Source organism: Sphingobacterium sp. GQ94, from assembly GCF_059758715.1.
Map to the genome: position 1 here is coordinate 66,360 of NZ_JCAXEC010000011.1, position 12,755 is coordinate 79,114.

At 36.8% G+C, this 12,755-nt stretch carries 8 protein-coding genes; 5 read left to right on the forward strand and 3 right to left on the reverse strand.

The annotated features are described in order from the left end of the window. Positions 1–48: 48 nt before the first annotated feature. A complete protein-coding gene (locus tag AC6CHH_RS11255; protein ID WP_498282854.1) occupies positions 49–210 on the forward strand; it encodes a hypothetical protein in 162 nt (53 codons plus the stop codon). A gap of 45 nt (positions 211–255) precedes the next feature. Here the strand turns inward: AC6CHH_RS11255 and AC6CHH_RS11260 are convergent, their stop codons facing one another. Next, positions 256–1,605 carry a S41 family peptidase gene (locus AC6CHH_RS11260; RefSeq protein WP_498282856.1) on the reverse strand — a complete coding sequence of 450 codons (1,350 nt, stop codon included), beginning with the start codon at positions 1,603–1,605 and terminating at the stop codon, positions 256–258. A 157-nt stretch (positions 1,606–1,762) separates the two neighbouring features. Here AC6CHH_RS11260 and AC6CHH_RS11265 point away from each other — a divergent pair, with 157 nt between their 5' ends. The 3 genes from AC6CHH_RS11265 (at position 1,763) to hemW (ending at position 5,507) form a co-directional block, all read left to right on the forward strand. Beyond that, positions 1,763–2,776, forward strand: a complete 1,014-nt coding sequence (locus AC6CHH_RS11265) for a type IV toxin-antitoxin system AbiEi family antitoxin (protein WP_498282858.1) — start codon at positions 1,763–1,765, stop codon at positions 2,774–2,776. Between the two features lie 36 nt (positions 2,777–2,812). Continuing rightward, positions 2,813–3,604, forward strand: coding sequence for a nucleotidyl transferase AbiEii/AbiGii toxin family protein (locus tag AC6CHH_RS11270; protein ID WP_498282860.1), 792 nt, complete (start codon positions 2,813–2,815; stop codon positions 3,602–3,604). Between the two features lie 769 nt (positions 3,605–4,373). Continuing rightward, positions 4,374–5,507 (forward strand): radical SAM family heme chaperone HemW, encoded by a 1,134-nt coding sequence (gene hemW, locus AC6CHH_RS11275; protein WP_498282862.1) that lies wholly within the window; start codon positions 4,374–4,376, stop codon positions 5,505–5,507. 212 nt (positions 5,508–5,719) lie between these two features. On the opposite strand, the gene AC6CHH_RS11280 is transcribed toward hemW, so the two are convergent. Then, the gene (locus AC6CHH_RS11280) at positions 5,720–8,197 is read right to left on the reverse strand and encodes a glutaminase family protein (protein ID WP_498282864.1); all 2,478 of its coding nucleotides are present in this window, start codon (positions 8,195–8,197) and stop codon (positions 5,720–5,722) included. A gap of 30 nt (positions 8,198–8,227) precedes the next feature. Then, entirely contained in the window at positions 8,228–9,295 is a 1,068-nt protein-coding gene (locus AC6CHH_RS11285; RefSeq protein WP_498282866.1) for a glycoside hydrolase family 76 protein, read from the reverse strand. A 1,090-nt stretch (positions 9,296–10,385) separates the two neighbouring features. On the opposite strand from AC6CHH_RS11285, the gene AC6CHH_RS11290 reads away from it, so the two are divergent. Beyond that, complete coding sequence (locus tag AC6CHH_RS11290) at positions 10,386–12,698, forward strand: GAF domain-containing protein (RefSeq protein WP_498282868.1); 2,313 nt, start codon at positions 10,386–10,388, stop codon at positions 12,696–12,698. Positions 12,699–12,755: the final 57 nt, after the last annotated feature.

The following is a 12,755-nucleotide window of genomic DNA, read 5'->3' on the forward strand; positions in this document are numbered from 1 at the left end:
GATACGTTCTTACTCTTAGCACAAAATATTTTTCCTAAAGCTAAGGAAATGCTAAGAAAAGAAAACATAGCGTATTTAGATATTGTCGGCAATTTCTATTTCCGAAATGAGCAATACTATATTTTTATTGAGGGTAACAAAATCCCTGCATTAGAAAAAGAAAAACCAAACAGAGCTTTTACCCCTACAGGACTCAAAATCGTCAATTGAATTGAAACAATTTATTAACAGGTTTCAAAAACACTGGCCAATTCGCTAATTCTTGCTTACTTCAATAGCTTTTTCTAATAGTTCATCTTTTCCCTTCTTGATTCCATCAACCGTTGGTTTTACAAAAACATCTGGAATAATACCAATCTTTTGTGTTTGTTTTCCATCCGGATATAAAATGCCTATTCCAGAAATTGAAGTGGATAGTCCTCCTGGTAAGTGAAAACTAGACATATTTCCATCAGCTCCAGCGGTAGCATTACCCAATAAAGTAGTATTTAATCCTGCTTTAAGTGCCATTGCTGTATATTCTTGTGAGCTTTGCGTATTTGCATTTACCAGCACAACTACTTTCCCTTTAAACGTATCCCCAAATGGGTGGATTTTATGTGGTGACCGTAAAATAAATTCACCTGGCCTATTCATATTCATAACCGCTGTACTAACGAATGGGACAGAACTATCAACAAATAATGATCCTAATGCTTGATATATGTTAGCCCCCGGTACTGCGTGTCTTAAATCGATTATTACTGCTTTAGTAGATCTCAATTTTTCCCTTAATTCAGCCATATGCTTTGGTGAAAAAGAACTTGTATTAATATATCCTACATTTGATTCTAAAACTTTAAAATAACTCTCCCTCGACTTTTTATTATAATAGTCCAACATATTTAGCTCGTTTCTTGGATATAATATAATCTCTTTTTCAACAGGGTGTCCGCCGCTTAAGAAGTTAACTTTCACTTTATTATTTACTGATCTTAGAATTTCGTGCGCTAAATCTCTTTTTATTGTTCGCTCATTAGATCCGGAGTAAAATATTTTTAAACTATCTATAAGATACTCTACTGTTTTATCATCAATATGTGTGATAATATCCCCAATTTTAAAAGGGGTATATATTTTTGGAGCTACTCCAAAGTGACCTGTTACAACCAGTTTGTTTTCTATAAATTCAACTTTTGATGGGGAGAAGTAATTCCCCTTTAATTGGTCTATTTTGTCAGCGCCAGACCATATATTAGCATGAGAATCCCCGATTTCACAAATTAATTTTAAAGTCGCTAACTCGTACTCTAGCTCGTTTTTGCAAAGAATATACTGAGGTAGATATTCCTCAAAAACTTTATCCCAGTTTTTTTCTATTAAATTTCTATATGGATAATAATATTGGATAATATTCCAGTAACGCATTAATGACAATAAACGAAATCCTGCATCGGGATATGGCATATTTTCATAAGCAGATTCATTTCTAAAAACAGGTGTCTCCGATTCTTGACCAACCCTGATATAATAGTGATTGTTGGTTTCATTCCATCGATTTTCGTATATCTGTGTAAGCTTGTTTTTTAAATTTGAAGAAAATTCCCCACCTTTAATCCAATCCAAATTATTTTTTAAGAATATTTGAGGATTACCTTGATTGCGTTGGACAAATGTGTCTAGTTGTAGTTTTTATTACTTATATAATATTTCTTTGATTAATTAATAATGTTCACTAAATTCGCTTGTTCACGTAACGTGAACGATTAAAAAAAATGAACAAATGATAACTCAACAGGAAATCAAGACGGTAAATAAAGCATTGAACAATCTCGAAAATGTAGCAGGTATACATGGAGAGTGGGAGTTCTTAGAACATACTGAAGATACAGGGATAGATGGAATATTGACAATTGCTTTTGGCGAAAATCGAATTAAATTTAAAACGGACGTAAAGAACGAAATCCGCAATATACATTTAACACAAATTAGAGCTCGAGCTTACGTAAATGATACGTTCTTACTCTTAGCACAAAACATTTTTCCTAAAGCTAAGGAAATGCTAAGACAAGAAAACATAGCGTATTTAGACATAGCTGGAAATTTTTATTTCCGCAATAAGAACTACTATATTTTTATTGAGGGAAACAGAATACCAACATTGGAAAAAGAAAAACCTAACAGAGCATTTACTCCTACAGGACTGAAAATAGTGTTTTTGTTACTCACTAAAAAGAACGTTTTAAATATGACTTATAGGGAAATTGCTCATCGAGCAAATGTAGCATTAGGCAATGTCCCTTTAGTCATAAATAACTTACAAGAAGCTGGTTATCTAATCGCCAAAAATAAAAATAAATATATACTAACGCGTAAACGAGAGCTACTAGACCGATGGATCACAGGTTATGGCGAGACATTAAGGCCTAAACTAAAGATAGGGCGGTATCGGATTTTAAAAAATAATAAGCATTGGACAGAGCAACAGCTTGTGCCTGGTGATGTATGGGGAGGAGAAGCTGGTGCGAACCTGATGTCAAATTATATTGAACCCGAAATAAAAACACTTTACACCAAATTATCAAAGATGGACCTAGTGAAAAAAATGATGCTTGTACCGGACTCTAAAGGTGATATTGAAATCATACAACATTTTTGGCAAGAAACGGATAATTTAGAGAGAGACTATGCCCCGCCAATATTAATATATGCTGATCTAATCCTTAGTCAAGATCCAAGAAATATAGAAGTTGCAGAATTGATTTTTGACAGCTATTTAAAAACTGATTTTTACTAATATGAACACGGAGAACTTAAACATATATTTGATATATTGGAGCGTAGCTTCAATCAATTAAATATAGACTTTTACCTAATAGGCGCATTAGCTAGGCAGGTATGGTACGAAAAAGGTAGCATAAGTTTTAGAACAACAAAAGATGTTGATTATGCTGTATTAGTGAGTAATCACGATGAATACCAGCGGATCAGAGTGTATCTTATAGATACAGAAAAATTCACGCCATATAGAGAAAATGCATTTGTTCTGATTGCCCCAGATGATACGCAAGTGGATATATTACCATTTGGTGAAATTGAAGATGACGGAAGTGTCACTGTTAGTGGACAAGGCATGACCAGCATTCGTATAGATGGATTAATAGAGGTATACAATAATGGGATAGAAGATGTAGATTTTGAGACCGGACATTCGTTCAAAGTAGCAACATTACCTGCAATAGCCTTGCTCAAGTTCATCGCTTACGATGATAGACCGGAACAGCGTCAAAAAGATGCTACTGATATCTCGAATCTAGTTATTCATTTTTTTACATTAAATGACGAAATGATATATGAACATCATAACGATTTATTTGATGAAACAAAAAGTATAGTTTTCGAAAGCATTGGCCTTATTGTATTAGGAAGAGAAATGAGAAAAATTGCAAATAGCAACGAGGGTTTAGTAGTAAGACTTAATAATATTTTAGAAAAACATATACAAGTGGGAGAAAACAGTGCATTTGTACGATTAATGGTTCATCCATCAAATGAAGATTCAACAGTTGATAGTGTTATAAGCATCTTAAAAGATATACATAAAGGTTTTAGTAATTCTGTATGAATATTTGCACATGCTAATTCCTTACCATTGTTACATCAAAAACGGGCACCAAGAACATTTAATTAACTAAATTTCAATACGTTACAATTTGTAAACAACAAATTAAAAAACATAGATTTCTTTATTCTTTTTTGACAATTGAATGATTCAACAACATTATTGTTTATTTTGTATACAGAATTATCTACTTAATGAAACCAAAAAACTTCATTATTTACTTAATAATATTATTGAACTGTTCATATAAAAGTTTATATTATCATATAGAATCGCTCGATTCAAATGCCGAATTGATAAAAAAAGGGAAAATAGAAAGTGTAATTTTTTCAAAAGATGCCGATTGTTTTCTATGTAATTTAAGTGTAAATAGATTTACTCCAACTATACAAGAAATTAATGAAGCTGAAGAAATTCTCAAAAAATATATAAAGTACGCAAACGATCCTAGGTATAATCAAGGGATGGCTGTCCAATTATACATAAAAACCTAAAAAATTACAGAAGACAATATTACGGCTACATCGATAATATGGAACACAAAATTTATATGTGAATTTCTTATGGGAGAGGTATTCTGTATTAGATCGACTAAAGGGATATCATACGGACGACTCTGAATATTGGAAAAATGACAGAGTTATTGTCTCGATGGATGCAGTTACTATTGGAGTATTGATATAAATATCACAGATCAAAAGTTACAGAATATGAATGTAAATGGTTCTGCTTAAATCAGTACCTTTGTCTCATAAGAACTGAGCGGGCACCCATGATTTATTTCCATATTCCTTTTTGTAAACAAGCATGTCACTATTGTGATTTTCATTTTAGCACTTCCATGCAATACAAGAATGAGATGTTAACATGCATGTTAAAGGAAATTGACCTTAGGGCTCATTATCTTGAAGAAAAGACCATTCATTCCATCTATTTTGGTGGTGGCACTCCTTCGGTGTTAGAAGAATCAGAGATCAGTATATTAATCGATCGAATCTCCAAGCATTTTGACATTAGTGCTAATGCAGAAATCACACTTGAAGCAAATCCAGATGATTTAACCCCTCAGAAGGTCCGAGAATTAAAATCATCCTCCATTAATCGATTCAGTATAGGCATTCAATCTTTCTTTCAAGAAGATTTGACATGGATGAATAGAGCCCACAATGCTCAACAGGCAAAATCTTCTATCATGAGAGTTCAAGATGCAGGATTTGAAAATATCACTTGCGATCTAATTTACGGATTTCCTTTATTAAGTGATGAAAAATGGTCTTCCAATATGCAAACCTTAATTGAATTGGAGGTACCGCACATCTCAAGTTACGCGATGACTGTTGAAAAAAAGACGGCTCTAGATCACATGATAAGTAAAGGGAAAACACCCGCATTAGATGAGCAGCAAAGTGCTCACCAAATGATCATGTTGATTGAAACACTTTTTAATGCAGGCTATGAGCAATATGAGATTTCTAATTTTGCTAAACCAGAAAGATTTGCCAAACACAACAGCAACTACTGGAAAGGAGAGCCCTATTTAGGAATTGGCCCTTCAGCACACTCGTATAATGGCAAATCAAGATCATGGAATATTGCAAATAATGCACGTTACATCCAAAGCATACTCATCAAAGAACTTCCTTTGGAAACAGAAGTTTTAAGCAAAAACGATCAATACAACGAATACATCATGACTTCCTTGCGAACAAAATGGGGAGTAAATCAAAAAACCATCCAGCAAAATTTCGGATCAGACTACCTGAATGAATTCCTTAAAAATATTGAACCTTACCTAGAAAGTAAGCAAGTACTTCTCTGGGACAACAAGGTCTTTACACTGAGTTTAACAGGAAAGTTGATGGCTGATCAGATAGCCTCTGCTCTTTTTATCGTTGGAGAAGAATAATATTTAGCATCTTTTTCATCGCCGCTCACCTTAAATTATGGTTGAGTTTGTGTTACTGTAAAATACCATCAAGGTCCTCCACTAGGGAGACGTCCATGATATAAAAACAAAAGGGCTAGCGCGCACACGCCAACCCAATTGTGGATAGAATCTCTACTCATTTTGGCAAACGAGTAGGTTCACGATTCAAAAACAACCAAATCTAACTAAATCTATTTCTTGATTTTATCTTCTAACATCTTTATAAAGTAACCACCTACAACTGATCTTGCCTTAAAACCTCTGCGTTCATTTTTATCCGTAAACACCCAATCAGACATCGGAACCCGATCTACTGTTTCATTCATGAAACGATGGACTGGTTTAATAAATTTCTGGAAGTCATTCGCATTATCCGCCATAGTTGCAGACCAAAATATCCAATCTGTTTTGGTATATGTTTCACGGTTATCCAATGGTAATCCATATTTATTTTGTTTTCCGAGATAATACTTCACTTCTTTTTGGATGATCTGTGGATCAAAGATTCCCATTCCCAAAAGCTTGTCCCAAACCAAATTGTACTTCTGGCTCCAGGTTCCCGCTTTATCAAAGGTCAACTTATAATGATCACCATCATTCGCCATCACTTCCCATTGTTTGGCCATTTCCTTTGCCTTGCCCAAATACTGATTCGCTTCTTGCTCACGTCCCATCATTTTAGCTAAATGACCATAGGAGGCAATTCCCAGGATCGCTTTCACCGATAAGTTTGCATTGTGAGCGAAATGTCCAGCAAAGTCATCTGTACAGAGCTGGTTTTCAGGATCCAACCCCTTTTCAACCAAATAATCAGCCCAAGTAGTTAATACTTTCCAATGCTTTTTAGCATACTCTGCGTTGCCTTCTGCCCGGGCGATCGCATAGCTTAAAATCAGCATATTTCCGCTTTCCTCAACAGGCATGTCCCCACCATAGGTTTGACCATTCGCAATGGGATAGGTTCCTATGTCATGAGCAGGAAAAGGCTTCTGCCATTTTGAGGATTCTGAATAATAGAAAATAAAATTAACCAAAGCCTTCGCCAGTTCAGGGTTATAGTAGAGAAACAACGGGGCTGAGGGGTAGGTAACATCCACTGTACCGATTGATCCATTACTATCGTTTTCCTTTGAGAGTAAAAGTAGATCTCCATTCGGGGATTCCACCAATTTATGCGCCGCGATGGCCTGTCTATAGGCTAGCGCACATAACTCAGCATATTCCCTTCCATGCTTTTGATAATCTTTCATGAATTTTGCATCAAAGGCGTCACTTTTCTGAATGATTTGATCATAATCAGAGAAAGCAAGCTTTATTTGCTCTTCTATATTACTTTTGCCATCTTTATTCCAATATGGTCTCAAATTCTCTCCAAAATACTGGATAGCATACACATCATCATAAGCAATAACGAACCTTCCTTTAATGGCTGAATTTTTTAGCTGAATTTTTTGGCTTAGGGCGAGTTGTCTTGTTCCAGTCAGCTCGTGGTTTTTGCTTGCGACTCCGGTCGTAAAAGATTTTCTTAGAGCGGTACTTGTCCCTGTTTTTACAGATGTATTTTCAGAATCGCTGGCCAAATAAAAATACCCCCAATCGTTGCGAACATGATCTCCTTTGCGCTCAAGAATCTTTTGCGCTTTAGACCCTGTTTTTAAATAGGAAATCCCGTTCTTTTGAAAGCTCTCCGAGATGGACTCCTGAGTTGGTAAATGCAATGCCCAATTTGGGGAAAGCTCTACATATAATTCCACTTGTTGTGGTTTATCTGCCTTTATTTCATAGGACAGATAATTCACTGGTCTACTTAACAAATTCAAATCATCTAGGAATAGCGGGGCAGTAAAAGTGAATTTTAACTCCACCTCTCCACATTTGAATACATAATGTGTTTGCATAGGCTGAACCTCCACACTGATTTGCTGAGCAGTTTTTCCAAAAAAGGCTCCATCACTACGCTCCATTAATAAACCAAAATCCAAAAATCCATTTGCACCCCCATTAAAGCAATAAGCAGCAATGACATTTTTACCCTTCTTCAAACTTTTTAACGCTTCACCCTGAATTTTTATTCTCTTGTTTTTACCTGTACCGCCTTTAGCAAGCACACGAATTCCATTGATAAAAATTTCCGTATCGTCGTCGTGGGAATATTCCAGAAAAATACTTTTGTCTGATAGATTTTCTTTTAAATCAATGACTCTTCGTACCCAAATTTTTTCGGTGGTCCAATTTGTCTTACTTAAGGGTTCGTTTTCAAGCGTACCAAAGGCGCCCTTTCCATCTTTCCAAGAGGAATCGTCAAAATTCACGCTAGCCCAATCTTCGGCTGATACTGAAGTGCTGTATTTCCCTTGCCAGGGCTTATCCTCACCCGAGGGGACAAGCGTAAAAAGATCGAGCTCTTCTGTACCCATGAATCTATAAAATTCTTGCCCAACCTTTAATACACCCATCAAAGGAAGTTTCTTATCTGACCAATGTGCGGGGCTCGATTCATAGAGCTTATCCGAATAAGACCAGGCACTCACGTTCGGATCCAAAGTAATCAAGGGATAGGCCGGTGCCCTGAGGGAATTAATCTGAGATTGTCCGTGTGTTAGTAAGCTATTGCAGAACAGCAAAACCATTAGAACAAAAAATGCATTCGTTTTCTTTAGGTATCTCATCGTTGATTTTATCATTAATTTAAGTACGATTTAGTCTAGTATTTGTAGCAAAGCCACCGCGGCGCTAGCATCATAAACTTCATTTTTATCTGGAGTTTTATGGTGAAAATTCTTGCCCATTAATCCATTTTTATCTCTATTTTTCCAAGCCAAATCAGTATTCTTTTTGATCCATTTTCGGTAGATTCCCGAGGAATCATAAGGAAAAAGCTGTTGGATGTATTGCGCAAAAATTGCGGTATAAATTCCTTGCTCTATGCCATTTTTAAAAGGCAATATGCCTTGATCATCCGCCATAGTATGCATCACATAATCTGCACAAAGCTTAGCATGGTCAAGGTATTTTCTATCCTTGGTTTGCTCGAATAAAAGAACGGCAGCCCCGATACAAGTGGCCTGATTATACAGATTAACGGTCCAATTGGTCTTCTGACCAGGAACTTGATGATCTCCAACCTTTCCCAGAGATTGATCGAAAAGATTTTGGTAAGACCAATCATAAACCTGTTTGGCCTTTTGTAAATAAAGATCGTCTTTGGTCGAATCATACAACAACATTGCGGCCACCACCGCTGGATAATTTATGCAAGCGGTCTTGCCACGTTGATCGGATTTCCATCCCCAGTATAGCCCGCCCCGCTGGGGATCAAAGGCACCCTTATCTGCAAGTTTTGGCGTTCCACTCCAAACCCTATCAAAACCCAAAATGGCATGGGCCAAATAAACAGGATCTTCGGTCAATTGATAACCCCTAGCAAAAGAAATGACCCACCACATAATATCGTCATAAATAAACCAGACATCCGTATTATTCCAGTTAAACCCATCGTAGTGTTTATAATTACCTTGATAAATTTTATTCATTAAATCTTTCGAGGATTTATCTTTGCTCTTGCTATAAGCAGTCATGGCCATATCCCAATAAATTGCTTGCGTCCAGATAGCTGCAACTTGTTGATTCTTCCCAGGATCTACCCGATAAATCCCTGTGGAATCAAGGTAAGACCGGTTAAAATTATGAAAGGCAAGCTCAGAATCCTGAGCTTCAACAGACCCCGTTAAACAAAAAACAGTAAGGATGGAAATAAAAAATCGCATGTTTACATTGGTTAAGATGACCGAGGTTATCTATGCTAAAGATAGAAACTAAAACGTTTTATCAAAACTCTGTAAACAACTTTTTACAATTCATTACCTTTTTAGTTCTGGGAAGTCCAAGAACTCTTCAGAATAAAGAAATAGAGAGAAAAACTTGGTAATATCTTCAAAAATGATAAAAAAGAATGTCCTCATAAGATTCACAAAACTGTTTAGATGAAGGCGTCAGGATGATAAAAATAAGGATGGTAAAAATCTGGCCAGCAAACCTTCTGTTTATAGCTATTTCATAATACTTTCAGTTCCTCCTGCTTTTTGTTGCACAATTTTGAGGGAAGCGCTCATATAAGGGCTATGAAAAAAGTATATATGAGCGCGATCAAGATTAGTCAAGATAAATGTTTGCCCACAATGTGGATGGATTTAATTTTACGAATGGTACGTATGGAAAATTTAATGGTTGCAAAAAGCTTCCTAAATGAACGCTTACTGCTAATGATAGTTAGGCAATTTGTGGTGTTTTATGTAAAAAACTCTTATTAAATTATTTATTAATTTCGCTGCACGTGAGGGACTTTTTTGGGTTATGAGAGTTTAGACAAAACTGACCACTTTTTACCTCTCAAGCCACTTTTCTAAGTCCGGAGACATCAATTTATCTTTAAGAATATTACTAGCTGCTAAGCGTCGAAGTTTAAATGGGATTATTAGAGCTGCGTTAAAACGTCTATAAAAACAGTCCAATCTGAAGGTTTGTTTTGCGCTGAAAAGGCGGGTGAAGGGAATGAAAACGGGTTGAGCTACTTTTGTTTAGTGCAGGTTCGGTGGGTTAAGAATTAATTATCTTTAATAAGACTTCGTGGGGCATTCGCTACCATTCTCGGCAGCCTCTCAGGGTTACAGTTTGATCCGAAACAAGGGGGCGGTTTCATTGTCGTTTTATTCAACAAAAACCTAATTTAACTAACGCACTGATAAATTAGTTGGCGCCAGAGGACACTATAATACGTACTAATGTTCCTTTTTTGTTCAAGATCTGGATTCCGTTTTTTTTTGTACTTTAGTTTATTAAACCTGAAAAATCCGCTTCATGACACTTAATCATAAGCACATATTTTACAAGGCGTTATACCTTTGGATTGTTGTCCTGTGTTTCATTGCCTCATCTACTTACGGGCAAGATGATACTATTGCCTTTAAAACTGCTTCGGAAGCGTTCCAGCTGGCCTTTACAAATCCCGATTCAGCATTGCTGCTGGCTAGAAAGCTTATACACACATCCGATAACAACACTTCAGCAACAGCCAATGCTTACAACTCAATTGGTTGGGCCTATATGCATAAAGGTGATCTGGATTCATCATTGTTCTATCTTAATAAGTCGCTGAAGCTATTCACAAATCAGGGCAGCCTACGTGACATAGCCAGGGTGAATATAAATATTTCGGAAGTATATACGCGGCAAAGCAATTTCACCCTGGGGTTAAAGTATATTCTTCAGGCGGATTCTCTTAGTAAGATTTTGGAAGATATCGGTTTGTTGACGCATAGTAAAAGACAGTTGGGGATCATCTACAGAGAATCTGGTGACAATGAAAAAGCTGCAAAGTATTTTAAAGATGCTTTAAGGGGATTCGAATTGCAGCAGAATTATCCTAAATATATAGATGTCATTGTAAGTCTGAGCATACTATACCGAAGCATGACTCAGCCAGACAGCAGCTTACAGGTTCTGTTGCATGGTATTCAACTGGCTGATAAACATAACGCTTCTCCCTATCAAAAAGCCATGTTACAGGAACATCTTGCGGATTCTTACCTCATGAAAAAAGAATACCAGCGGGCACTCGGACATTATACCAATGCCTATCATCATTTTCGTAAATCGAATAATTTAGGGGATCTTGCTTATGAGGCATTTAATATGGGTAAGACGCTCGCTTTATTATCCCAGTATTCCGAAGCGGAAAAGTATTTGCAAGAAGCCTACACATTGAGCGATTCGCTTGATATGCTGAACTTCCAAGTTGAAATTTCGGAAGCCCTTACCGATATGCATGGGCAATCGGGAAACTGGCAAGCAGCTTTTCGTTATTCGCAACAAACAGGTGCTCTGAAGGATTCATTCAATATCCATGCAAAAATAGCAGCCACTAACGAAATAAAGGAAAAATATGAAGCTGAAAAAAAGGAGGCCCGAATACAACTTCTGCAAATAAAAAACAACCGGATCAAGTGGGGATTCCTAGCACCCATATTAGGCCTAGCTCTTGCCTGGGCAATGATATGGTTGTATCGCTCCCGCAAAAGAATAAAAGAAGAAAAAATTCTCAACTATTTTGCTACTTCATTGTATAACCAAAACACGGTGGATGATGTCTTCTGGGACATTGCCAAAAACTGTATATCCCGGCTCAATTTTGAGGATTGCGTTATTTACGGGTATGATGATCATCGAAAAATGCTGGTTCAAAAAGCGGCTTTTGGCCCTAAAAACCCAGATGGATTTACGATTGCTAACAAGATTGAAATACCTTTGGGTAAGGGTATTGTAGGATCAGTTGCTGCCTCCTTAAAACCTGAAATCATCGGTAACACAACCAAGGATCCACGTTATATCGTCGACGACCAGACGAGGTTTTCAGAAATTACGGTACCCATTATACTCAACGGAAAACTGTTAGGAATTATTGACTCAGAGCACCGCAAAAAACACTTTTATTCCAAGCGTCATTTAAAACTGCTACAAAGGATAGCGGACACCTGTACGAAAAAGCTGACTAAATATTTTGTGGAAGACAATATCAGGAAACAGATTGCAAGCGACCTGCATGATGATATCGGATCTGAGTTATCGAGTATTGATATCAGCAGCCGGACCGCTCTGGTAAAAAATAAAGATGCCGATTTTGTAATAGACCATCTGAAAGCGATCAGCCATCAGGCACGGCAGACCATGGAAAACATGAGTGATATTGTATGGTCGATAAACCCTGAGAACGACAATTTTGAAAGCATGCTGACCAGAATGAAGGGTTTTGCAATAGAGCTTTGCGAGCCGCTGGACATCAATTTTCAATTTCACGACAATCTTTCAGACAAATCATTCATTGCCCTTGACCCGATAGTCCGCAAGAGTGTATTCCTAATTTTTAAAGAAGCAGTAAACAATGCGGCTAAATATAGTGAGTGTACACTGCTTACTATTCGGTTCATCAAACAAGCTCCTAATATCCTAATCATGGAGATTACTGATGATGGCAAAGGATTTGATCCGGCAACCGTAAAAATGGGCAACGGTTTGCGGAATATGCAAAACAGGGCAGCACAAATTAATGCCGCTATTGCCATCCGGTCTGAAGTGGGACAAGGAGCCAATATTGAATTGCGGCTTACGATTTAAACCCGAATTTTGGGGTCTTGATTTATGTAGGAATTCCTGAAATTTGACTAAATTATT